The sequence below is a fragment of the Salegentibacter sp. 24 genome, from assembly GCF_004362395.1.
Taxonomy (GTDB): Bacteria; Bacteroidota; Bacteroidia; order Flavobacteriales; family Flavobacteriaceae; genus Salegentibacter.
In genome coordinates, this window is record NZ_SNWE01000006.1 from 164,211 (window position 1) to 188,975 (window position 24,765).

Here is a 24,765-nt window from a genome sequence, read left to right on the forward strand (position 1 = left end):
AATTAAAAACTCTGGGAGGTCACATTTTCGAAACGTTTTAATAAAACCGAGATTGCCTCCCAGCCACAAGCTTTTTTTCTCTGATTAACTGCTGATTGGCTAATTTTTAAAATTTCTGCAATTTCGGTTTCTTTCAAACCTTCTAAAAGGTAATAAACCACTTCTGCAGAAGCCTGGCTCCATTTATCCATAACGACGTCCAGCAGAAATAAACTCGCTTCAAATTCAGAATTTAAACTCTCTAAAGGGGTTTTCAACCGGATTCTTCTAGATCCATTTTTCATCTCATCCAAGGTCCTGCCCGAAAATTGAAATGCCTGCCCATTTGATTCGGCTATTGTATCTCCCTTATAATCAAAACTGCCAATACCGATGGCTAATTTTACATCGCCAAAAGTACTGGAAGATTTTTGCTTCTCTAACCTTACCTTATTAATAAGGCTCTTTAACTTTAGAGCGATTTTTAAAGAATCTTTGTAGCTTGAAATAATTCCCTGAAAACTATCGCCTCTGTAGATTTTGAAATCAGTTTCTCCTTTAGCATAGTCCTGCTGTAATTTTTTGAATTCTGAGTTCAAATCTTTAAGAATATTATCTAGAAATACTTCAGTATAATTTGAAGAATTTATTAAATCGGCTGTAATAACGGCTATCATATTTCAAATATAATGAAAATATTAGTTCAATGACTTATATATGCCTTTTATAAGTCTGAAAACTTATAATAGGTGATTATAAATCTATAGGCTTATTAAATCAAAATTGCACCGATATTAAATTTTTGCTAAATATTCTTTTAGGCTTAAAAGGTTATTTAAATTTAAAAAAATCAAAAAATATACTATGGTAAGTAATAAAAAAGAACTTTATTTAAATTGCATAAACACTGTAAATAAAAAAATAGAAAGATATCAAAAGGAAATGGATCTTATAAAGGAATCCATGGAAGCCAACGATGTAAAAACAGATTATGACGAAGATAATAAGGGAGAACTTTTGGGAGATTTTGAAAAAAATGCCGGCCGGTTGAGCGATGCCCAAGAAATGAAAGAAAGTTTAAGCCGAATAGATCCAGACCATTACAGTGAAGTCATAGGTTTTGGTAGCGTAGTGGAAACCAGTGGAAACTATTACTTTGTATCAGTACCTATAGGTGAAATTTCTATGGAGGATGGAAGCAGCGTTTATGCAATTTCTACTGAAGCTCCCATTTATAAGGAAATGGAAGGGAAAAAAGAAGGTGATACTTTTAGTTTTAATAATAAAGAGGTTAAAATTACTGCAATAGGCTAAACCTATTCCGGATATTCTACTCTAAGGTGAAAAATATTCTTAAGCTTACGTTTAAGGATTTTTTTCACCACTTGTATTTCCTTAAAAGTAATGTTGGAATTCAAGAACTGTTCTTCCTTCATTTGCTTATTAATTATTTTTTCAACAAAACCATCTATTACGCCAGCGGTAGGTTCTTTTAAGCTTTTGCTGGCCGCCTCAACACTATCACACATCATTAAAATGGCGGTTTCTTTACTAAAAGGAATAGGCCCGGGATATTTAAAATCATCAGCAACCGCATTATCGTTGTTTTCCTTTTCTTTCATAAAAAAGAAATACACTGTGGTGGTACCATGATGGGTCCTTATAAAATCGATCACCCGGTCTGGTAGGTTATGTTTTTTGGCAATTTCAATCCCGTTAATCACATGATCTGTAATAATCTGAGCACTTTCCTTTGGCGACAATTCATCATGAGAGTTGACAGCAGAAGTTTGATTTTCCGAAAAATAAGTCGGATTTTTCATTTTACCAATATCATGATAAAGCGCTCCTACCCTAACCAACATTGCATTTGCATTAATTTCATTAGCAGCAGCTTCGGCTAAGTTTGCAACATTTAACGAATGATGAAAAGTTCCTGGTGCCTTTTCTGAAAGTTCTTTCAATAATTTCGAATTGGTATCTGAAAGTTCCAGTAGGGACATATCTGATACCATTCCAAAAATTTTTTCATAAATGTAAATTAGAGGCTGAACAAATAGGGTTGCCAGACCCCCAAGTAAAAAAGTGAGCAATACTTCCGCTTCCACATCGGCTATATTTCCTTCCTGGATAACCGTAAAAGCAAAATAAGAAATAATATATACCAAGGTAATTTGCCCTACCGAAATAAAAAGATTTGCCCTCTTATAAAGTTCTGAAACCGTTAGAATAGTTACTATTCCGGCAATAATTTGCAGAAACATATATTCGTAACTATTAGGCACTATAAAACCTAAAAGTAAAACTGTAATGACGTGGGTAAACATTCCTAGCCGGGCATCAAAAAACGCCTTTAAGGTAAGGGGGAGAATACAAAGCGGCACCACATAAACATAATCTATATTAAAATTTACCACCATTTTGGTAAGCAAGAGCATAAAAAGGATATTAAAGAAAATAAAAGTGACCTTTACATTATTATCAAAAATTTCCTGCCTATATTTTCGAATGAATAAGAGTAGCATTAATAGTGCAAGCGCAACAAGTACGCTATATCCTACAATAATCCACTTGTAATTGCCTTCACTCCAGACCTGGGATTCATATTCATTTTTAAGTGATCTGAGAATATTATATTTATTGCCTTCAACAACTTCTCCGCGAGCAATTACTCTACTACCCTGCTCAATACTTCCACGAGTATAAGAGATATTGTCCAGTTTGCTTTGTAGCTCCTTTTGAGTTAAGCTACTATCAAAACTTACATTTGGTTTTATGAGATTAAAAAAAACTTCTAATAACCGGTTCTCAAATTCAGATACATTGGATTCTTCAATTTCAGTATTTAAGAAATCCCGTACCTGGTCCTGTTTTAAAATATTTTTATAAGCAATTTCAAATGCTTCATTTCCTTTTCGTAAATAAACAAGCTGGTTATCCTCTATTCGATTATTGGCCTGTAAAAGACCAAACTCATATACATCTTCTAAAGTTTCTTTAACAAAATCAATAATTTGATTTTCTTTATTTTTTAGAATACTATCGGGAAAAACTTCTTGAACTTTTTGAGGAACTTCAGATATTACCTGCTTTGGAATTTTCTCGTCAAATTGAAAATAGGGAATGTGATTACTAATAATTTGTTGACGTTCTTCTTGTATTTCTTCCTCCGATTTCAAAATTGCGAAATCAAAAGGGGCATATAGATTTTCATACTGCCAGGGCTGTCCTTTAGGAATTTCATATTTAAAATTTCCTCCTTTGGGAAGTAGGTAAACAATTAGCACCGCAGTTAGGGCAAATAAAAATACCTTGTAAAATAATGCCTGGTTTTTATACAGGTTATTTACGAATTTCTTCATACAAATCGTGCTATTGCTCAAATGTACTAAAAAATACCCTCCAAATCAGCGCTCTTGCTAAGTTCCTTATAAAATCACTAAATTCGCGAAAGAAGAATTAACTAAAACATACATGATGAATAACGAAGTAGTAATTGTAAGCGCCGCAAGAACTCCGATTGGGAGTTTTTTAGGCAGCTTATCTACAGTAGAAGCTACGGACCTTGGTGCTGTAGCCATCAAAGGAGCTTTAAATAAAATTAATTTGAAACCTGAGCTTGTTCAGGAAGTCTTGATGGGTAATGTTGTGCAAGCTGGGGTAGGTCAGGCTCCGGCAAGACAAGCAGCTTTAAAAGCAGGAATACCAAATACAGTTCCATGTACTACGGTAAATAAAGTGTGCGCAAGCGGTATGAAAGCCGTTATGCAGGGTGCACAATCTATTATGCTTGGACAAACTTCTATAGTTGTTGCTGGCGGAATGGAAAATATGAGTTTAATTCCACATTATTTATATCATAGAAAAGGCCAGAAATTTGGTCCGGCAAAGATGGAAGATGGCATGCAGAAAGACGGATTGGTAGATGCTTACGACCACAATGCAATGGGGGTTTGTGCTGATCTTTGTGCTACCGAGTATAATTTTTCCAGGGAAGATCAGGATGCTTTTGCCATTAAATCTTATGAGCGCTCTGCACAAGCCTGGGCAGATGGTAAATTTGATAATGAAGTTGTGCCGGTAGAGGTTCCCCAGCGAAAAGGAGAACCTTTGGTGATAAAAGAAGACGAAGAATTTAAGAATGTAAGAATGGATAAAATCACTTCACTTCGTCCCGCATTTAGCAAAGACGGTACCGTAACTGCAGCAAATGCCTCAACCATTAACGATGGAGCCGGTGCTATGGTTTTAATGAGTCGTAAAAAAGCAGAAGAATTAGGTTTAGAGATTTTAGCAAGCATTAAGGGTTTTGCGGATGCCGCCCAGGAACCAAAATGGTTCACTACGGCTCCTGCCAAAGCTTTACCTTTAGCACTTAAAAATGCAGGTGTTGCTCAGGATGATATAGATTTCTTTGAATTTAATGAAGCTTTTTCTGTGGTTGGTCTGGCTAATATGAAGATTCTAGGTATTAGTGATAAAATCACCAATATCCACGGGGGTGCTGTCTCTCTTGGTCATCCACTGGGTTGCAGCGGGGTAAGAATTCTAATTACTTTATTAAATGTACTGCAGCAAAATAATGCTAAATTAGGAGCGGCCGCAATTTGTAATGGTGGTGGTGGTGCATCTGCAATGGTCATAGAGAGAAACTCTTAATTTTATATTTTTTATTGAATGCAATACGGAATTTGCCCCTTAAGCATTATACCACTTCGTGAAAGCACATCTAATAATTGCGAAATGGTATCCCAGGTCCTTTATGGTGAACATTTTAAGATACTTGAAGAAAGAGCTCAATGGAGCAAGATTCGTGTTGCATTCGATAATTTTGAGGCATGGATCTCAAATAAACAATTGCTGAAAATTTCTGAAGAAACCTACTTCCAGTTAGAAAACAACATCCCCTATTATTCCGCCGATTTATTCGATTTTGTAACTGATCAAAATGGTCACCTTATCACTATCCCCATCGGATCAGCCTTAAATACTAGAAGTTTGTTAAATCATCAATTTGAAGGAAATTCGGTGTCCGGTGAAAAATTGAAAATAGAAATTGTAAAAACCGCCCTGTTATACTTGAATAGTCCATATTGCTGGGGTGGGAAATCACCTTTGGGGATTGATTGCAGCGGACTTACGCAAATGGTCTATAAAATAAATGGCTATCGATTAAACCGGAATTCAGTGGATCAGGCTAAACAAGGTGAGGCCCTTAGCTTCATTGAAGAAAGTGAAGCCGGCGACCTTGCTTTTTTTGATGATAAAGATGGGGTAATAGACCATGTGGGAATTATGATGAAGGATAATTATATTATCCACGTGGATGGAAAAGTTCGTATTGACCGTATTGACCATTCCGGTATATTTAATACAGAATTAAAACGACACACTCATAAATTACGTGTAATTAAGAAAATTATTTAGTAGTTAATTGTCAATTAACCTGATGAAAGTGTGAAGAATTGAAGCTACCGGTAATCATGAAACAGTTTCGGTTTTCGGCCTTCTTTTGAGAATTTCATTTCCTCAATTTTTTTTGTGGAAGTCTTTTTTAGTTTCACTTTTACTTTTAACCCTGATTGCAAATGCTCTTGAAGCGCTGATATTTCAATTAGGTCATCCGGAATTCTAATCAAGATTTCATCATTCTTAGTTTCATTGAGCCGAGCCTCAATCACAAAAATTTTTAAAGATTGGAAAGCAGTCAGTAAATTAATTATTTGTTGAGGATACAGGCTTGTACCTTTCAACTTAATCATTTGTTTTTTACGACCTACTGGTGTACTAATTCGCAGGGAATTTCTACCACATTCACAATTTTCCCCATAGAATTTCACCATATCTCCGGTAGCAAATCTTACCAGAGGAATGGTTTGAACTTGTAAGGGGGTGACCACCAACTCTCCAATCCCACCAACCGCTACCGGTTGGTGATTTTCATCTAAAACTTCAGCGAAAATAAGTTCCGTAAGACTATGATTGCCGGTGTGAAATTTACATTCGGTAAAAGCGGTTCCCATTTCTGTACTCGCATATGTGGAAAATAGTTCTATATTCCATAATTCTTTAATTCTATTACCTAAAGAATTGAGGCTGAAATCAGAATTTCGTAACGGTTCACCGATACAAACTACAGTTTTAACCGAAGATTTCTTATAGTCTATTCCGTTTTGGATTGCATAATCAACCATCTTTAATAAAAATGATGGGACCGCTACCAGATATTCGGGTTTGAACCTAGCGATAGATTCCCATTGCAAACCAGGCAAACCACTACCGGTTCTTATTATCCCTGCTCCGAGTTTTCTTAAGCCTAAAAAATAGGCCATTCCGGCCATAAACCTTCGGTCCAAAGTTGTGGTGATTTGAACCACACTGGATTTCTTGATTCCAAGCATTTCAAAAGATTGACGTTCATTCTCTGCTAATCGGTTCAGATCGGCTTCATTTAATGCGAAACTTACGGGGTTTCCAAGTGTGCCCGAAGTGGTTACGTAATCTATGATTTCGTCCTGTGGAACTGCAAAAAGCTCTTTATTATGATGTTGCAAATCTTCTTTACTGGTAATAGGGATGTTTCGGAACTCCTTATAAGAAGTTATTTCTTGAATGTTTATTTTATTATCGTAAAAATGCTTTTTATAGAAGGGAGAATTTAAGGCAACGTAATTCAATTGTTGTCTTAGCAATTCCTTATTTCCATTTATTTCGTAAAAATTTGTCATTTAGAGTTTGCGGTAAGATCTTTTTATCATTTTTTCTAGATATATTTCATCGGGAACAGTGGTCACCTCCCTCCTTTTGGCCTGTTTATAATTAATTACTGCTTTTTTATAATTTTCCTGTTGAAAATAATAATCGCCAGCAATTTTATAAACTTCCCAGAAATAGGGATTCAAAACCTTAAGTTCCCTGATATTGGCTTCAGAAACCTTTCTTTCTGCCAAAATCGCTCTGCTAATTTCCCGACTTAATTTTCGATATTTTTCGTAATCCTGGTAAGCATCCGAATTAACAAATGGATCTTCAGGGATACTTTCCTCTGTCATTACACTTCCTGAAAAATTTTCATTTTCGAAATTCGTAAAAGCCTTAACCAAATCGTAGGATACAAAAAGTCCTAGCTGATAGGGATTTGTAGAAACCCATACTTTTCGCTCTTCAGGTTTAAAAATAATGCCGTGATGAGCTAGCAATTGGTTTATTGCCATTTCATTGCCTAATCCTAAATTTGAACCTTCTAATCCTTTTTTATTTCTTAAAATTTGAGCTGCTTTTCGTGGATTTAATTGTTCTTCTTTAGCAAGCAATTCCTGCATTTTTTCAAACCTATATTGTGTGTGACCATTCCTTATCGTTTTTAAATTCCTGTTATCCTCTTTGAAAGCATCACTCTGAAAATGATTGCTACAAACGAGTTTATTAGAATTTTTAGCATTGAAAACGCCAAAATTTCCAGGTGCTACTTCAATTAGGATAGCCTTACGCTCACTCGCGCTTCCAATCATAATTGCTTCTGAAACAAAAACCTCACGTTTTTTAGCAATTTCTATGGCTTCTTTTGTAGAAGAAGCGTATTGCAAAATTTCTCTGGCAACTAAACTAATAGGGGTTTTGGCCAAAAAAGGAATTTTACTTTTACCTGCATTTATAGTTACACTAATCCCTTTTTCATTCAAACCACTTACTGAACCAACCATTCCGGCCCAGGTGTACATCATAAACTTATATCCTTTTTCAGGATTTATAAAGGCAGCAATTTTCTCCTGAGCAAATTCATCTCCGGCATAAAAATCAAAATTTCTTCCAAGCAGTAATTGTCCGTCTTCAGTTTTATTATCCCAAGCTGCAAAGGAGGTACAACCCACCAGCATTAAATCTTGCAGGGCATGACCAATATCGTGAGCTCCATGAAAATAGAGCATTCTGATATAGGCCGGGGCAAAATCATTGTACTTCTCAAGGCCAAAGAGAGAAATTCCGTAAATTTCTTGTTTGTATTCCTCGGGAACGTGCAAATACATTTTGCGGTTAAACCAAGCGACAGTCGTTTTTAAAAAATTACGATAACCGGTTTTGGGGACCAACTCATAAATCTTGTCCATAAATGCATCCTCCTGTTTATGCATCAATTCACGGGTAAGGCTTCCCATTACTACACCTCGTTCCAGTGCATCACCTTCAACATAAAGTTCCCATATTCCATATTCATTTTTGAAAAGAGAATTTTTCCCAATGCTATAGTGTGTTTCGCTGTGTTTGGTCCTATTATGGACAATTGTATCAATTCCTGAAATATCAGGACGTTGATTCATAGATCGCTTTATGCCACAGGAACTAAGGAGCAATACAACTCCAAGGAAGATCCATATTTTTAGAAAAAACATTTTCAATTAATCCATTTTTTTAAAAATCAAAATATTATTCTGACGGTATATAATCTCAAAATTCAAATCGATGAGCCATCTATTTTCAAATTTTACATTTAAAATAATCACCTTCTCAGCATTTTGTGAAATATTTTCTTTTAAATAAGAAGCGATTTCTTGGGAAGGACGATCACCTATAATAAATACTGAATATTGCTTCAAATCACCTGGCCAGTCTTTACTGAAAAGTAGATGGTTAACATTGCTTTGAGAAGTATTATTGGAGATATTTAAATTTTTTCTATTAGTATCTAAAACAAAGAATTCATTGTCAGGATTCTTTAGACTTAGAAATACAGGCAGTAAGCCATATGGTGAATTCAACATAAATATTTTATCATCCTTCCCTATATATTCGGAAACCTTTAAAAAACGTTCCCTGTTTTTTATAAATTCCTTTTTTGCTTTTGAAAAAACTGATTTGTACCTATAATTACCCAAAACTGCTTTATTAAAATAAAGTTGTTCTTTACTGCCGGGGCGATCAAATAAAGCAGAGATACTAAAAGGAGCCTTCTTTCTTAATTTCCTTCGAAAAAAAAGCAAATCAAATATTTTGGTCTGAATTACCAGAGCAACTATCATTGAAGTTAAAACCCCGATCACTGATACTACAGAAACTGACTGAAGCGCAGGATGTTTGGCGAAAACCAATGCTCCAATTCCCAGTAAAGTAGTTAATACCGAAAGCATAATAGAAGCCTGATATGTTTTTAAAGCCGGCTCACCTGTTTCATATTCCTTAAGACACGCATTGGTAATAAAAATACTGTAATCTAACCCGAGTCCAAAAATAAAAGTAGAAATAATAATATTGAGAATATTAAATTCAATGCCTAAAATTGACATAATACCTAATGCTATAATCCAGGTAATTGCAATGGGCAACAATGTGAGGACACTGAGAAGGAAATTCCCGTAGAAAATCAATAAAACTATAAATACGGCAAATAAAGAGAATAAAATTAGTTGGTTGAATTCACTCTTTAAATCACCAAGAAAATCTTCATTCATTTGTTTCCGATCTATCGCGATAATTCCTTCCTTCTCTTCAAGATCATGTAGAATTTCAGGATTTGCTTTATTAAAACTAACCGTACTGGTGACCGTAGAAAAGCCAGGACTTATATTTATAAAATCATCTAAATACAGTGATGAAACATTGCGATAATCGTCCAGGAATATTTCATTGAAATCTTTGTTTAATTGGTCATAGAACTGATTAAAACTCTCTGATTTAAAACCTAATTCAGCAGACTCGGAAATTAAAGTAGTTTTAAGAGATTTTTTTTTAGAATCAGTCCAAAATTCCTCCCAGGCATCTATTCTTTGCGTTTGTTTACTGGTAGAAAGCACTACACCACCAATACTGCTGAAACTTTGAATCTCACCGCTTTCCTTCAGGTTTCTTAATTCCTGGTAGAGTTCATTGTTCCGAGATAGTGCTTGATCAATATCGTTTCCGTAGGCGACTAAATAAGTTGAATTCGCAGCTTTTCCGGAAATCTGCTTCATCCTTTCCTCTTTCTGTTTTATTACCTCAGGTTCGTAATTTAACTTGGATATATCAACGTTGAAACCCACCTTATTAAAGAAAAATATCCCTATGATAAAGAACAAGAGCACTGAAGCTACTAAACCTTTATAATTATAATATCGCTTATCTGCCAGTTTATCTATCCAATTAGAATTTTTCTTATCAGTATTCAGAGTAGGTACATAAAACTGAGGAATAAGAATTAAAGCAAATATTGAAGATGAAACAACACTGACAGCTGCGAAAATTGCTAAGTCGTTCAATGCTTCACTTTTAAGAAAAAGTAAACATATAAAAGCAATAGCCGTGGTAAGGCTACTCATTAAAATAGGTTTACAAAGTTCACTATAAAGAATTTTCACATTCGCATTATTTCTAAAATGCGTAAGAATATGAAGAGCATAATCCAGGCTTATACCTAATAAAATAGCGCCGATTCCTAAAGAAATAGCCGAAACACTTCCTTTTATGAAATATAATAAAGTAATTGCACTTAGTGCACCTAGCAAACTTGGAAGAAAAAGTAAAAGCGGCACGTAAAATCTACGATAAAATAAAATTAATAGGATCAACAAAATTGAAAAAGCAATGCTAAGTGTTAGCTGAATATCGCTCTTTATCTGCTTGGCATTAGCAATCGCGTATAATACTCCACCGAAATATTCGGCTTTAACTTCCGATTTCTCATTTAATTCAGATATAATCTGTTCTAACCGATTAATAAAGACTTCATTATTTTTGGTCTCAGACGCTGGATATTCAGGGGTGATAAAAAGTAATAAATGTTTTTCGTCCTTAGTGACCAGGTAATTATCATAGATCTTGAAATCATCATCAACCTGAAGTTCCCGCAATTTCTTTAACCCCAGGTTTGTTATAGAGATCGGGTCTTTAAAAAGAAATTGTTTAGTTACAAATCCGGTTGGGGAAATCAAATCTTTATAAGAGCTTTCTAATCTTTTCTTAATGCTGTCCTGATGCAATCGAGTTTTAATTTCATCATAATTCTGTGCATTAAGGAATATAGGTAAATTTTGGTAAACAAAATTATATACCTCCAGGATGCCCTCCTCGGAAATTTCTCCCTGAATTTCGGAAATATATTGAGGAAGTTTTTTGTTTAATGAATCTGTGAATTGACTGGCATATTGAATAAGTGCATTCGAATTTTTTTCTTCCGAAGAAATCGCCACAATCAGTTTATCTGAAAAATCGGTATTATTCAGAACTTTCTTTAAAGTATTTTGCTTATCTCCTGATGGGATTAGCTTTGTAATATCTTCTTCCAACTGGATATTGGAAGCAAAATATCCGCCAAAAAGTACAAAGAGTAGTAAAAACAAGAAACCAATCGCTTTTTGTCTTCGGAGAAAATAGTAAAGCTTTAGAAAAATTGTGTGCATTTAAGGTTTTACCACCTGTTTTTGGTTTGTTACCGAAAATAAGAAATAAAACACAATCCACAACAGTAGTGAGGCAATTCCTGCCAGGGCGAAACTACCAATGATATATTGCCATAAACCGAGGAAAATTTCAGCAGTTGAATCAAAATCTTCCGGTCTTAATTCCCAGGCAAACCCTCTACCGGTAAGAAAAGATCCAGCTTGATAACTCGAATAGACTATAAATGGGATAAGCGGTGGGATACTGATATTGCTAAATAAAAAAGCCACGACCTTATTGAGTTTAAACAGTGCAGCCAAACTAAAAACAAGCAAGGAATGAAGTCCCCAGAATGGTAGAATTCCTACAAAAACGCCCAGTGCGATCGCTGCAGCCTTCTTATGTGCCGGCTCCTGGCTTTTAATAATATTTTCTTTCCAAAAACGTTTAAAGCCCTTCCTTCTGAAATCCTGATATGTGTCTCGTGGATGGATATAAAAAAAACTTACCAAGACAAACCATATATAAAGTAAGGTGATTCTGGTGATATCTAAAAAGGGCCTGAAATGTGTAACCCGGTTTTCTTCGTAGAATACCTTTATTGGAACATTTCGCACCTTAACCTTATGCCAGGCCGCTTTCACAATAATTTCAATTTCTAACTCAAACTTATGGGTATAAAGTTTAATTTGATTTACCACTTTCAATGGATAAAGTCTGTACCCACTCTGTGTATCGCTGAGCTGGGTACCTGTTACCACCAAAAACCAGAAATTTGAAAATTTATTACCAGTAGTACTTTTTCCTGGAATTCCGTCCTGACCCATATTTCGGTCCCCTACAAGCAAGATTTCAGTATCAGGGCTTTTTCCTTCCAAATGAGTAAGAAAAACTTCAAGATCATCAGGATAATGCTGTCCATCAGAATCTATGGTTATCGCATATTCGTATCCTAAATCTTCAGCAATTTTAAAACCTTTTTTTAATGCCTGGCCCTTTCCTCTATTTTCATCAAAATGATGAATATTTATTTCGTGAAAATCATTGAGAATCTCTCGTGTAGCATCTGTAGAACCGTCATTTACCACCAAAAGATTGGAGGTGTATAACATTAAATCCTGTAAAACGCTGCCCAGAGTTTTCTCATTGTTGTAGGTTGGAATTAGAATACAACAATTCAAAGCTTCAAATCTGGACTGATGTATAGGTTTTTGGTTCAAATCAACAAGGCTTTATTTGCAAAAATAAAATTAAAAGGCAAAGCACAAACTACTAATGGCTTAAGATTCTAACTTCTTATAAAAAGAGTTGATTTTCAATGAAATACCACCTGAATTCCGAGCTATTCCTTGAAGTTTGATTTCTTGATCTTCTTGGGTTATTTCGGTTTCAAGATTTAAAATCGCATCGGTATTGGGATCTACCACAGCCATAAATTTCACATTGTTTCCTTTGATTAACTGAAGTTTACATCCATAGCGACGCTCTGCTTCTTCTTTAAATAAATTCATTAAAATAACGCCCGGAGTTACCGGTCTACCAGGAAAATGACCGAGGTAAATCTCGTGATTTTTGTTGATTTCTATTTGGGTAAAATATTTGCCATTCTCCTGCGAAGAATTCAAAATAGAATAAAAATTCTTTAATAACATGTATCTACGGGTTGGTTAAATACTAAAATACTCAGAAAATTCAGAAATTTTAAGCATTTATAAATAATTATGGCTTAAATATAGTATCAGGAATATTTTGATTAATCTTAATATTACTAAATTCAATAATTGTTGCATCACCAGATTCTTCCTTTAGACTTACCTTCTCTACAATGTTGCTTTCATTATATAGCAAATAAATTTCTGAGAATATCGCTTTTAAACTTTTATCTTTAGGAACTATTAAAGCAGAAATCAGATTATTTTCTTGAGTATAAGAGATTTCAAAATCCTGATTATTTTGAAGCAATTTACCATTCACACTTCCGGTAATTAATTTGGCGATTTTATCGAAAAGTTTATTGGAACTGGTATTTCTGACAATTTTATCACCAGAATCATTGATATGAAGATCTCCTTCCAAGTACAATATAATATACTCTAAGGGTTCGGTATACTCCCATTTTAATTTTTCTGGATTTTGGTAATAAAGTTTTCCCCGACTTACTGATTCTTCCTTCATCATTTCAATTTGCTTAATTTGAATGAAATCAGTTTCCAAAGTTTCGAGATTATTGGTACTGGTAATCATTTCTTCTTGAAATTTTAAAACCTCCTCTTTAGATAGCTTTTTCTGAGCAGCCAAATTCAGGCTTAGTAACAAAAGAAAAATATTAAGAATACGCATTGATTTTCAGTAATTTATCAGGTCTTACAACCTCATATTGATTATTTTTCAAAAATAACAACAACTGTTCCAGTATATTGACGGTTTTAGCATTATTATCGTGCAAAAGAATAACTGCTCCTGGCTTGAGCCTTTTTATGACCCTGTTTAAAATAATTGTTTCAGAAGGAAGTACCGCATCAAAGGACCTAATACTCCATCCAATGGATTTCATTCCTGTTTTTTGAAGCGCACTCTGAATTTTGGGATTAACAACTCCAAAAGGCGGCCTGAAAAGTTCCATTTTTATTCCTGTCGTTTCTTCAGCAATTTTATTGCACATTTCAATTTCACAAATAATTCTCGAAACACTTAAAGCGCCCATTTTTCTTGTATGACTATAAGTATGGTTACCAACAAGATGATTTTCTTCTATAATTCTCTTGAAAATATCCGGGTGGTCTTTGATATTTTTTCCAATACAAAAAAAACCAGCCTTAACCTTATACTTCTCTAAAACCTTCAAAATTTCCAAAGTATTTTCTACTGGTCCGTCATCAAAACTAATAGCTACTTTTTTTTGTTTAATTTTTTGGTTTTCACTTATAGAGTTAACGAAGAAATTAAACCGAACGTTGGTAGAGACAATCAGCAAAAAAAGCAGGTAAAAAACAATAAAAGTCAATACATACCAAAATGAAGTAACACTGAAAAATGCCAATACTAGGCCTACAGAAAGTAGGAGAATGATAACCGTGTTTATAAATTTAAACTGCACTAAGTAAAATTAAACTATGATCTCTGCCAAGATACTGATTGTAAATAAGAATAGTCCGTGGATTTCTACATTCCACCTGGTTTAACCGAAGGACCTCCAATACTTTCCCTGATTTTAATATATTAGCTCCAAGATAAACAGCAAAACCCGAAGCTGTATCAAAATCACCGACCAAATGTTTATAGGCTAGTTGTGGTGTATTTTTAAAGAGATCTAGTTGAATATCTTTATAATAATGGTCATATCGATTATCTCCATTAACTCCTAAAATAACAGCATCTATACTTAATAGATTTACATTTTGGATTTTTAAAAAAGCAGTTATTTCTTCGGTAACTTCTTCCGGTTGAATACTATTTTTTATAGAAACACTTTGAAATTCTGCATAAGTTTTTTGATTTTTTTCCTTTGAAAGTGCGAAAAAGTGTGCTCCTTCTGAAGTAATTGTACCCTGGGAATCTACCTTCAATAAATCAATATTTTTGATGGGGTTTTGTTTTAACTGTCCATCAAGCTTTCGAAAAGAAGTGATCCTCGCTGAAACTTCATCAACGCCCCCCACTAGAATCACTTTCATTTCAGGATCCTCCCTAAGCTGTATTTGAGCATCTAAAAAAGCCGTTTCCAGAGAGACGGAATTTTGGGTGTAGGTTATATTATATTGTTTACAACCTAAATTTAATGCGATTTGTCCTCCAATGGTATTGTGTGTTGACTGGATAAACGCAGTTGGGGACAATAATTTTTCATTCTGATCCAATAAGTTTTCCAGAAATTTTTCGGTGTCCAGTTTACAACCTTCCCCGGTTCCGGTAATTATCGAATCAGGCATATCTATTTCAGCTTCTTTTAGAGCGATCTGTGCTGCAGTAATGCCCATTTTAATCCCTTTAGACATTCGCCTAAAAGCCTTAAGATTAATATATTTCTTATAATTAGGAGAAATTGCTGAAAAGATATTCTCATCATATACCCTAATAGCTTCCCCAGAAATTAAATCCTCTGGCTGGGCTGAAATACTACCCAGTCCATTGATATATATTTTATTCTGCATTTTTGGTGAAAATTAAAGAAGTACAATTCCCCCCAAACCCAAAGGAATTAGAAAGGATATGATTCATAGGCTTTGCTTTAAGTTTTGTTATTGGCATGAAGCCGGAGTTTAACATTACATTGGAAAAATTAAGGTTTGGTAGGACCTGTTGGTTTTGTAAAGCTAATAGACTAAAAACCGCTTCCAGCGCTCCCGAAGCAGCTAAAGTATGACCTGTGAAAGCTTTTGTAGAACTGAAATCGGGTATATTTTTTGAAAAAATTCGTTTTAAAGCTTCAGTTTCTGAACTGTCATTGTTTAAGGTAGCAGTACCATGGGCATTTATATAATCTATTTTTTCAGCAGAAATCCCCGCATTTTTCAAAGCCTTTTGCATGGCTAAAAATGCACCTTCCCCATTCTCTGAAGAGGCAGTTTGATGAAATGCATCATTCGCATTGCCATATCCTGAAATCCAACCTAAAACCGATTTTCCTAAAAGCTCTTCTTCAGCTTCTAAAACTAAATAAGCGGCCCCTTCACCTAAGTTCAATCCTTTTCGGTTTTCATCAAAAGGTTTGCAATGCTCATCAGACAAAATCATTAAAGAATGAAATCCGTTGAGTGTAAATTTGGTAAGGCAATCCGTACCACCTACTATCACACGTTTTAACATTCCTGCTTTAATCATTCTGGCTCCAAGCATGATCGCGTTAGCACCTGAAGAACAGGCTGTACTTATAGTGCTTACAAATCCGGTAATCCCGAAGTGTTCGGCTATTCTTTCTGTGGTAAATCCCGGATGCTGCGCCCGAATAAATTCCTTATTTTCAGTTTTTCCTTCCGAAAAATCTTTAAAATAAGCTTCGGTTGCGTCCATCCCTCCCACGCTGGTTCCTGAGATAAACCCGGTATTTCGGTCTATTTTCTGGTCAGAATGCTTTAGAGCTTCTGTTACTGCATATGCGCCCAATAATGAAGCTCGAGTGAAGCCGTTGTTTTCTGGAAGGTTTAAAGCTGTAGCAAGACTTTTGTTGGAAGTTTTAATTTCACCAACCGGTAAATTCCGATGGATTGTTTTTAGAATTTCAGGAGAAGAAATTCCATGTTTTCCATAAATTAAAGAACGATAGTTCTCCTTGGTGTTGTTGCCTATGGCAGAAATAATACCCATTCCAGTAACAGCAACCCCTTTATTCATACATTATTTAGTTCGATTTTCTTCTATATAGCTTGCCATTTGTTCTATAGATACAAAAATTTCCTTACTCTGAGCGGGATCAGTAAGTTTTATCCCGTAATCTTTTTCCAAAAGCACAATAAGTTCCAGCGCATCTATAGAATCTAGGCCAAGGCCATCTCCAAAAAGTGGTTCCTCGTTGCTAATATCCTCAGGTTCCATATCCTCCAAGTTGAGCTCTTTAATAATACTTTCTTTAAGTTCAGTGCGTAGGTTTTTCATTTTCAGCGTAATATAAATTTTTAAGGTTTTCTTCAGAAAATAAAATATTTTTCTCCTTTGAAACCAGGCACAAAAATACATCATATTCGCCATTTTGCAAGTCTAACCAACCACAAAGCACATCTGGAGCTTTTCCTAAATTCAATAAAGATTCTGTATAATCCTTAAGCAAATCAGCCTGAAAACATTCTGAAATAAAAAAAGCATTTTCACTTTGCAATTTATATTTAATACTTATCTCTCCCAATACAATATTTGGTAAAGTATAAATGAAAAGCGATGGTGATGAAAAAGTATTGGTAGTTTTTTGAAATTGTAAGTCGGTTTCCAAACTGGAAGCATTATTGGAAAAAACAAGGGCAGTTTCTTTTGTCAGTTCATACTTATTAAAAATAGGTTCGGATGCTAAAATCCCCAATTTTGAAAGTCCATCCATTTTATGGAATTTGGGATATTTTATATCTAAAAAATCATAACAAGCTTTTAGAAAACAAGTGAGGTTTTTCTCCGTAGATTCAAAAATCAATTTTTCGCCAGTGAAAATTCTTCCATTTTTAATACGAATCCAATCCTGAATGTAAAACTGATCTGGCATATTATTGCTTTTCATTTTTAAAAACCAAAGCCAGGTTGCAACCGCCAAAACCAGATGCGGTTTTTAATGCATAATTGATTATCTTTTTTTGATTTTCCCTTATAACATTTATAGGCTTTGAAACGCCTAATTCCTCGAAATTTTTAGATAGAAGGAGTTCACTATTGAGCATAGAATGTTTAGTAATAATACATTCTAATAAAGCTGAAGCACCTAGCGTATGCCCATAATATGCTTTTAAGCTATGAAGTGGCGTTTCTTGTAATCCGGAGCGGTAAAAAGCCATACTCTCCATTTCATCATTATAAACCGTAGCCGTCCCGTGTGCCGATAAAAAATCGATCTTGTCTGCGGAAATGGATGCTTCTTTTAGTCCTTTTTGAATACTTTTATACAAACCTTCCCCAGACCTAGAGGGTCCCGAAATATGATTAGCATCGTTAGTTGAAGCTTCGCCAATTAAACTAATATTTTCAGATTTCTGAGGTTTTTCCATACTTACTAAAACTGCGGCTGCAGCTTCACCCAGACTAATACCATCACGATTTTTTGAAAAAGGCTTACAGGCTTGAGAGCTTAATGCCTGTAAGGAATTAAAACCTGTGATCACAAAGTCACTAACTAAATCGGCTCCTACTACTATTGCATTTTTTATTTTTTTTGAAATACCTAACCTTCTAGCAACTACGAGTCCCAGACCACCTGAGATACAGGCATTGGAGATAATTATTGGAGTCTGGGTAAAACCGAAAAAATCAGAAACCAATTTCCCTAAGTCTCCTAATTTTAAGCGGTTTTCGGAAAAACCGCTGGATTCTTTTAAAAGGTTAATATTTCCTTTGGTTGTAGCGATTATAAGAGCTGTTCCAGTTAAATCCAGGTTTTTATTTTTATCCAAAACTTGATGTACCGCAAGCAAAATCATTTTTTCAAGTTTAGTAAAATTCCCATTAACCGCAATTTTTGAAAAAGCTTTATTTAAAAGTAATTCATCAATAATTCCAGCGTAAAAGCAATTTTTAAAAATTTCAGGTCTTTGCTGAATTTTTAAACCGGATTTTCCTTTACGAATAGCCTTAAGGTTATCTTCGGAAGAAAATCCCAAAGGAGAAATAATCGCATCATCCAACAGGTAGAGTTTCATTATTAAAGCAAGTTCATTTTCTTTTTCCAATCTAAGTAAAACGGCGGATTATTTAACATCATATTCCGATTTTCATCTAAAAAAACCTGCAATGTTTCCCCTGTACAAATCAAATTTTCCCCCTTGAAAATTTTATACTTAAAATTCAATTTAGCCGCATCAGAATTTATGAAAGTCGTTTCCACCTGAAAGGCATCGCTGTATCTGAGTGGTAATTTATGTTCGCAATTCGATTTCACAATGGGGGTGGAATATCCTTTAGCTTGAGCATCGAGGTATGAAATACCATGTTCGCGACCAAAACACTCGCGGCCTTCTTCAAAATATTTAAAGTAGTTACCGTGCCATACGATTTGCAGTGGGTCACATTCATGAAAACGTACCCTTAATTTTATAATTGTGGTTAAGGATTTCTCCAACATATTAATCAACAGTAACGGTTTTCATTTCGGAAGTGGCCAGAAGGTTGCCTCCTTCATCAAAAGTACGAGCTCCTACAGAAGTAACATTCATAAACTCTTGCAGTATTTTCACATACGTCACTACCCTACTCGTCGCTTTTGGGAGTTTTATAATTTCAACAGCTTTAATGGCTCCAATAAAACCTGTTTTCGGTTTATCCAGTCCGCTTATATAACCCTGGTAACCACGCCATAGCGACATACTTTGTGCCATATGTTCAATAAGTCCCGGTTCAGAAAATATAGCATCTTTTACTAAAATATTATCTGCAGGAATAGTAAAACCGGTAGTTCCCGAATTTTCAGAATATTCCAGTAAACTATCCACCATTACAAAGGGAGGCTTTTGTGGAATTAACTGTAAAATTTGGTCCAAATCAAAAATCGGCTCATTAAGTAAGTTTTCTGCCATAATCTGTTTTTAACTGTAATCATTCCAGTAATCATAATAATTATACCACTGATGCGGATACTTTTTTAGCATTATTTCTAGGTTTTCAAGATAAGCTTTTAATAGATTTTTTGCATCATTTTTCTCAGGATTATAAGGCTTAGCATAGAAATGATAGTGAAATTTTTTTTCACGCATAATGTGTACAAATAATACGGGAATTGAATTACGGGCTGCCAGTTTAAAAGGCCCCTGCGGAAACTTAACCGGATCTCCCATAAAGTTTATAGTAAAAGTTTTGGCATCTGCGGTATACCGATCAGCGGCAAAAACCAGAAGTTCATTGTTTTTAAGCGCCCGGTGCATTTCAAAAATATGGGAAAGATCGTCTTTTAAAATGATCAGTTTTACAGCTGATTTTCCGGTCACTGAATCAAGGTAATTTTTAATTTCCTGGTGTTCTAAGTCTGTTACAACAAGGTTCACAATTTGGTGATTGCTTTTATGATCAAAAAAATGTTTGGCTAGATTGAAATTGCCTATATGTGCGGTAAGTAAAATGCCGCCTTTCTTCTGTTCCAGTAAGTTTTCAATATGACCAATACCGTCAAACTCAAAACTGTATTTATGTTTTAAGCCAGAGGCGATTGCTACACGGTCCAGTTGAATTTTACCGAAGGTGAAATAACTTATATAAACATTCAAGACTGCTCTAAATTTAGAATATCCAAGGCGTTTTCTAAAGAAATAATAAACACTTTTCGTAGAATTGAAGGCAAAAAATAAAAAATAAAATGCCACAAAGAATAGGACAAAATAAGAAGCGTAGAGTCCAAAAAAATTAATGATAAAAACGTAAACTCTCAGTCCCAAAACAGTACCTCGTGATTGTCCCTTCCAATTCCCCATAAGCTAAGAATAGAGCCCGCCGTTGATATTTATTGTCTCACCGGTAATATAAGAAGCTTTTTCGGAAGCCAGGAAACTAACTAAATCGGCCACTTCTTCAACTTGGCCAAAGCGGTTTAAAGGAATTAATTTTTTAAGTTCATTTTCATCAAAATCGGCTGTCATATCTGAAGTAATAAAACCCGGCGCCACAGCGTTAACTGTGACCTTTCTTTTCCCAATCTCCTGTGCTAATGCTTTAGTTGCAGCTACCATTGCTCCTTTTGCTGCCGAATAATTTACCTGTCCAGCATTGCCTTTTAATCCAGACACCGAAACAATATTAATTATTCGGCCATAATGACGTTTCAACATATTTTTTATCAAGGGCTGCGTTACATTGTAAAATCCATTCAAACTAGTATTTACTACAGAATGCCAATCTTCCGGTTTCATCCACATAAATAAGCCGTCACGGGTTATTCCCGCATTGTTCACAATTACTTCAATTTCTGCATCGGGTCTATTTTTAATGAAATTTTCCAAGGTCCTTTTCGTTGTTTCAGCATCAACCACATCGAACTGGAGCAATTTGCAATCTACACCTTCAATTTCTATAAGTCTTTTAGTAGCAGAAGCTGCCTCAATATTGCAATGGAAATTCAATAAAATATTATAGCCCAGTTCCCTTGCAAGTTTAATAGCAATTGCTTTTCCAATTCCTCTGGAACCACCGGTGACTAAAGCGTATTTCATTGATATTCAATTTTAACCAAGTTAAGCCTGCCTTGACTGAACTTTTAATAAACTTCTTTATTTCTAAGATAATCTTTTACTTTAGCATTAATTTTATATAATGGAATATCTTCTTTTATTTTTGGTATAATTTTATTTAATTCATCTAAAATCTCACGAGTTTTTTGCGAAAGCTTATTATCGAAATCCAAATAATGTAAAGCTTGAACAATAGTAATTACCTCTATCGAAAGTACTTCAAAAGCATTATCGATTACAGTTTTTGTCATACTTGCAGCATTAGTGCCCATACTGACAATATCCTGGTTATCGTTATTATTAGGAATACTATGAACATACATAGGATTGGAAAGCGTCTGGTTTTCAGCTGTAGTAGAAACCGCTGTGAATTGCGCACCTTGTAACCCGAAATTTAAGCCCAATTTCCCTAAATTCACAAAAGGTGGTAAAATATCGTTGAGTTTATTATTTAACAAATAATTCAATTGACGCTCTGCAAGCATAGATAATTTGGTAACCACGAGCTTCAACTTATCCATTTCCAAAGCTACATAGTCTCCATGAAAATTTCCCCCATGGTATACGTGTTTGTTTTCCACATCTATGATGGGGTTATCGTTAGCAGAATTGACTTCTTCAATTAGAATTTTAGCGGTATGCTCAAGAGTATCGTAAACTGGACCAAGTATTTGCGGAACGCATCGTAAGCTGTAATATTCCTGTACTTTTTCCTTAAAATATGTGTTCTTATCGGCTATATCATTATATAAATGTTCATTACGATCTCGAGTAAGTTTACTATCTTTTAAATGGTTTCGCATTATTTCAGCGATCTTTTGCTGACCTAAATGTTTCTTAGCGCTGTTAAGTTCTTCAGATAAATGATCGTCGTAAGCCTGAACAATTTCATTGATCACCGAAGAACAAAAAACCGACCAGTTTAGCATGCGTTTTGCAAATATAATATTGACGATCCCAATCCCTGTCATGGCCGAAGTTCCATTCATTAAAGCCAAGCCTTCTCTTATCTTAATTTTTATGGGATTAATATTCTCTTCAGCAAAAACAGCTTTTGTATTTTTACGTTGACCTTTATAAAACACTTCCCCCTCACCTATTAAAACTAAAGCCAGATGAGCGAGCTGTACTAAATCTCCCGAGGCTCCCACCCCACCGTGATCAAAAATCAAAGGTGTAATGTTTTTATTAATAAGTTGCTCCATAACTTCGGCAACCGATATGTGTACCCCAGATTTTCCTAATGAAAGGGTATTTAAACGAGCAAGCATAAGTGCTTTTACATACAGGGGTTCCATCGCTTTTCCCGAACCTGAGGAATGACTTCTAATTAAATTATACTGAAGCTCAATACGATCTTTTTCCTTAATCTTGTATTGGGCCATTGGGCCAAAACCAGTGTTAACACCATAAATAACTTTATTCTTAGAAAATTCTTTTAAAAATTTAAAACTGGCATCAAGTTTTTCAATGCTTTGTGAAGAAGTCTGAACCTCAGTATTTTCAAACAAAACTTTATAAAAATCATCTAGGTTAAGGGCATCATTAATTTGGAGCATAGACCGCATTATTCAAAGGAATCTTAACAAATGTACTATATTTAGCTCATATTTAAAATTACCGATTTAGGAATTATAATCCGCAATTAGTGAAACCTTTAAAATGGAACAACTTAACACCAAAATTTTAATTATTGGTGCCGGACCTTCTGGAATGGTCGCTGCAGGCTATCTACACAAATGCGGGGTTGATTGTTTAGTTGTGGAGAAAAGTACCTTTCCACGCTTTAGTATTGGGGAGAGTTTACTGCCAAGCAGTATGGAGAACTTTAAGGAAGCCGAACTACTGGAAGCTATTAAGTCAGCGGGTTTTCAGAAAAAATATGGGGCTAGGTTTTTAAAAAACGGTAAAATTGGCGAGTTTGACTTTAGTCAGAAATATGGGGAAGGATGGGATTGGACCTGGCAGGTTCCGAGAGCTGATTTTGATTTAGTCCTGGCCAATGAAATTCAACGCAAGGGAATTGAAATCCTTTTTAATACTGAAGTTACTAAGGTGATTTTCAATGGTAAAAAGTCTACTATAGATATTATAATTAATTCCCAGGAAAAAAAAGAGATAAAAGCTGATTTTATAATTGATGCCAGCGGAAACGGAAGGGTTTTAGCTAATCAATTAAAATTAAATGCAGCCCCGAAAATAACAGGGAATTCTTCCATATTCACCCACATTAAAGAAAAAAACCGACCAAAAGGAAAAGAAGGTGAATTGATAACTTTTGAAGTATTGAATAATAAAACCTGGTTCTGGTATTTTCCATTTTCAAACGGAAATTCCAGTCTTGGTTTCGTTAGTACCAATAACTGGTTTAAAGGTTTCAGCAATGATAATTCAATAGCCTTTAGCGAAATGATGAATTGTTTAAAATATTATCAAAAAAGATTTGAGGATGAGGTACCTCTATTCACACCAGTTAAATTGACTAATATTTCCAGAAACGTAAACAAAATCTATGGAAAAGGATTTGCCTTAACGGGAAATAGCGGAGAATTTCTTGATCCTGTTTTTTCCTCAGGAGTTGCTATTGCGACCGAATCCGGTTTAAAGGCAGCGAAACTTGCCCGACTTGATGTGGAAGGGTTGGAGGTTGATTGGGAAAAAGAATATGCGCAATATATGCAAGAGGGAATCTCAGTATTTAGTAGTTACGTAAAAGAATGGTACACCGGAAATCTTCAAAAATTATTTTTTCATGATATGCCGAGAACTGAAATAAAAGAACAAATTTGTGCGGTTTTAGCCGGTTACGTTTGGAATAAAAGCAATCCCTTTGTGAAAAGCCACAAACGAATTATAAAAAATATAGCTCGCTTAATTGACCAAGAAGAGATTAATATTTAAAATTAAAAAACCATAAAATTCTGAGACCAAAGCTTTTAAAAATTAGTATTCTTTTTATTGCATTCTTTAGCTTGAAAAGTTTGGAAGGTAAGTAAGTAAAGGTTACATTTGCAACCGCAAAAATGTTTGTACGTTCTTAACTATTGGAGAGGTGGCAGAGTGGTAATGCAGCAGCCTGCTAAGCTGTCATCCTTTTTGGATGCCCGGGTTCGAATCCCGGTCTCTCCGCTAGATTTTTTAGCCTGCGGATTTTTATTCTCCTTTTCTTTTAGAAAAGATAGGGATAATCTTCCTCCGTCTCCCGGACTGCTTTTTTTAAAGAGTAATTTGGATCGGAAAGGCTAAAATTTTAGATGATAGTGAAAACTATCATTTTGAGTTTAGTTCTGTTGTTAAATACGGATAATCTCAACCAGTAATCGCGTCGAGCGCGATAAAAAAATCACTCGGGGTGTAGCGTAGCCCGGTTATCGCGCCTGCTTTGGGAGCAGGAGGCCGCAGGTTCGAATCCTGCCACCCCGACTTTTTGAGTATTAAAATACATCAAAAAATACCTAAATAAATGATTTTCAGTGCTTTTAGCAAAACTGGGAATCATTTTTTTTTGTTTGATATCAATTAAAATGTGACCTATTCGGTTACCTAATCGGTTACCTATTTTTTCTTACCTTTCAGTAGCCTTGGGGCT

The 24,765-nt window shown here is 34.9% G+C and carries 23 protein-coding genes and 2 tRNA genes; 6 read left to right on the forward strand and 19 right to left on the reverse strand.

The features are described from left to right. Positions 1-2: 2 nt before the first annotated feature. Positions 3-656: a hypothetical protein gene (locus DET49_RS06145; protein WP_133547218.1), complete on the reverse strand. Its 654-nt coding sequence runs from the start codon at positions 654-656 to the stop codon at positions 3-5. 187 nt (positions 657-843) lie between these two features. On the opposite strand from DET49_RS06145, the gene DET49_RS06150 reads away from it, so the two are divergent. Further along, positions 844-1,293: a transcription elongation factor gene (locus DET49_RS06150; RefSeq protein ID WP_133547219.1), complete on the forward strand. Its 450-nt coding sequence runs from the start codon at positions 844-846 to the stop codon at positions 1,291-1,293. A gap of 2 nt (positions 1,294-1,295) precedes the next feature. On the opposite strand, the gene DET49_RS06155 is transcribed toward DET49_RS06150, so the two are convergent. Next, on the reverse strand, positions 1,296-3,341 hold the full coding sequence (locus DET49_RS06155; RefSeq protein WP_133547220.1) for an HD family phosphohydrolase: 2,046 nt from the start codon (positions 3,339-3,341) through the stop codon (positions 1,296-1,298). 115 nt (positions 3,342-3,456) lie between these two features. On the opposite strand from DET49_RS06155, the gene DET49_RS06160 reads away from it, so the two are divergent. Beyond that, complete coding sequence (locus DET49_RS06160; protein ID WP_133547251.1) at positions 3,457-4,638, forward strand: acetyl-CoA C-acyltransferase; 1,182 nt, start codon at positions 3,457-3,459, stop codon at positions 4,636-4,638. A gap of 18 nt (positions 4,639-4,656) precedes the next feature. Beyond that, entirely contained in the window at positions 4,657-5,406 is a 750-nt protein-coding gene (locus DET49_RS06165; protein WP_133547221.1) for a C40 family peptidase, read from the forward strand. A gap of 44 nt (positions 5,407-5,450) precedes the next feature. On the opposite strand, the gene DET49_RS06170 is transcribed toward DET49_RS06165, so the two are convergent. The 17 genes from DET49_RS06170 to hutH form a co-directional block, all read right to left on the reverse strand. Further along, positions 5,451-6,707, reverse strand: a complete 1,257-nt coding sequence (locus tag DET49_RS06170; RefSeq protein ID WP_133547222.1) for a phenylacetate--CoA ligase family protein — start codon at positions 6,705-6,707, stop codon at positions 5,451-5,453. After that, entirely contained in the window at positions 6,708-8,369 is a 1,662-nt protein-coding gene (locus DET49_RS06175) for a C45 family autoproteolytic acyltransferase/hydolase (RefSeq protein WP_133547223.1), read from the reverse strand. It lies immediately after the preceding gene. A 6-nt stretch (positions 8,370-8,375) separates the two neighbouring features. Continuing rightward, positions 8,376-11,351, reverse strand: coding sequence for an MMPL family transporter (locus tag DET49_RS06180; protein ID WP_133547224.1), 2,976 nt, complete (start codon positions 11,349-11,351; stop codon positions 8,376-8,378). Further along, a complete protein-coding gene (locus DET49_RS06185) occupies positions 11,352-12,551 on the reverse strand; it encodes a DUF2062 domain-containing protein (RefSeq protein ID WP_133547225.1) in 1,200 nt (399 codons plus the stop codon). 60 nt (positions 12,552-12,611) lie between these two features. Then, positions 12,612-12,983 carry a hydroxymyristoyl-ACP dehydratase gene (locus DET49_RS06190; RefSeq protein WP_133547226.1) on the reverse strand — a complete coding sequence of 124 codons (372 nt, stop codon included), beginning with the start codon at positions 12,981-12,983 and terminating at the stop codon, positions 12,612-12,614. Positions 12,984-13,050: 67 nt separating this feature from the next. Then, positions 13,051-13,671, reverse strand: coding sequence for a LolA family protein (locus DET49_RS06195; protein WP_133547227.1), 621 nt, complete (start codon positions 13,669-13,671; stop codon positions 13,051-13,053). Next, positions 13,658-14,428, reverse strand: coding sequence for a polysaccharide deacetylase family protein (locus DET49_RS06200; protein ID WP_133547228.1), 771 nt, complete (start codon positions 14,426-14,428; stop codon positions 13,658-13,660). The genes DET49_RS06195 and DET49_RS06200 overlap by 14 nt, the downstream gene beginning before the upstream one ends. Beyond that, entirely contained in the window at positions 14,418-15,482 is a 1,065-nt protein-coding gene (locus tag DET49_RS06205) for a beta-ketoacyl synthase chain length factor (RefSeq protein ID WP_133547229.1), read from the reverse strand. The genes DET49_RS06200 and DET49_RS06205 overlap by 11 nt, the downstream gene beginning before the upstream one ends. Then, positions 15,472-16,662, reverse strand: coding sequence for a beta-ketoacyl-[acyl-carrier-protein] synthase family protein (locus DET49_RS06210; RefSeq protein WP_133547230.1), 1,191 nt, complete (start codon positions 16,660-16,662; stop codon positions 15,472-15,474). Before DET49_RS06210 ends, DET49_RS06205 begins: the two co-directional genes overlap by 11 nt. A 3-nt stretch (positions 16,663-16,665) precedes the next feature. After that, positions 16,666-16,923, reverse strand: coding sequence for a phosphopantetheine-binding protein (locus DET49_RS06215; protein ID WP_133547231.1), 258 nt, complete (start codon positions 16,921-16,923; stop codon positions 16,666-16,668). After that, positions 16,904-17,533 carry a hypothetical protein gene (locus DET49_RS06220; protein WP_243729547.1) on the reverse strand — a complete coding sequence of 210 codons (630 nt, stop codon included), beginning with the start codon at positions 17,531-17,533 and terminating at the stop codon, positions 16,904-16,906. The genes DET49_RS06215 and DET49_RS06220 overlap by 20 nt, the downstream gene beginning before the upstream one ends. After that, positions 17,520-18,662, reverse strand: a complete 1,143-nt coding sequence (locus DET49_RS06225; protein WP_317130301.1) for a beta-ketoacyl synthase N-terminal-like domain-containing protein — start codon at positions 18,660-18,662, stop codon at positions 17,520-17,522. Before DET49_RS06225 ends, DET49_RS06220 begins: the two co-directional genes overlap by 14 nt. A 2-nt stretch (positions 18,663-18,664) precedes the next feature. Then, positions 18,665-19,084 carry an acyl-CoA thioesterase gene (locus DET49_RS06230; RefSeq protein ID WP_133547253.1) on the reverse strand — a complete coding sequence of 140 codons (420 nt, stop codon included), beginning with the start codon at positions 19,082-19,084 and terminating at the stop codon, positions 18,665-18,667. A gap of 1 nt (position 19,085) precedes the next feature. Continuing rightward, a complete protein-coding gene (locus tag DET49_RS06235; protein WP_133547232.1) occupies positions 19,086-19,535 on the reverse strand; it encodes a hypothetical protein in 450 nt (149 codons plus the stop codon). Positions 19,536-19,544: 9 nt separating this feature from the next. After that, entirely contained in the window at positions 19,545-20,423 is an 879-nt protein-coding gene (locus DET49_RS06240; protein WP_133547233.1) for a lysophospholipid acyltransferase family protein, read from the reverse strand. 3 nt (positions 20,424-20,426) lie between these two features. Beyond that, positions 20,427-21,158 (reverse strand): 3-oxoacyl-ACP reductase FabG, encoded by a 732-nt coding sequence (gene fabG, locus DET49_RS06245; protein ID WP_133547234.1) that lies wholly within the window; start codon positions 21,156-21,158, stop codon positions 20,427-20,429. Between the two features lie 44 nt (positions 21,159-21,202). Then, on the reverse strand, positions 21,203-22,735 hold the full coding sequence (hutH, locus tag DET49_RS06250) for a histidine ammonia-lyase (RefSeq protein WP_133547235.1): 1,533 nt from the start codon (positions 22,733-22,735) through the stop codon (positions 21,203-21,205). 103 nt (positions 22,736-22,838) lie between these two features. Here hutH and DET49_RS06255 point away from each other — a divergent pair, with 103 nt between their 5' ends. The 3 genes from DET49_RS06255 (at position 22,839) to DET49_RS06265 (ending at position 24,599) form a co-directional block, all read left to right on the forward strand. Then, complete coding sequence (locus DET49_RS06255) at positions 22,839-24,077, forward strand: NAD(P)/FAD-dependent oxidoreductase (protein WP_133547236.1); 1,239 nt, start codon at positions 22,839-22,841, stop codon at positions 24,075-24,077. Positions 24,078-24,222: 145 nt separating this feature from the next. Further along, positions 24,223-24,305, forward strand: a tRNA-Ser gene (locus tag DET49_RS06260). Between the two features lie 219 nt (positions 24,306-24,524). After that, positions 24,525-24,599, forward strand: a tRNA-Pro gene (locus DET49_RS06265). Positions 24,600-24,765: the final 166 nt, after the last annotated feature.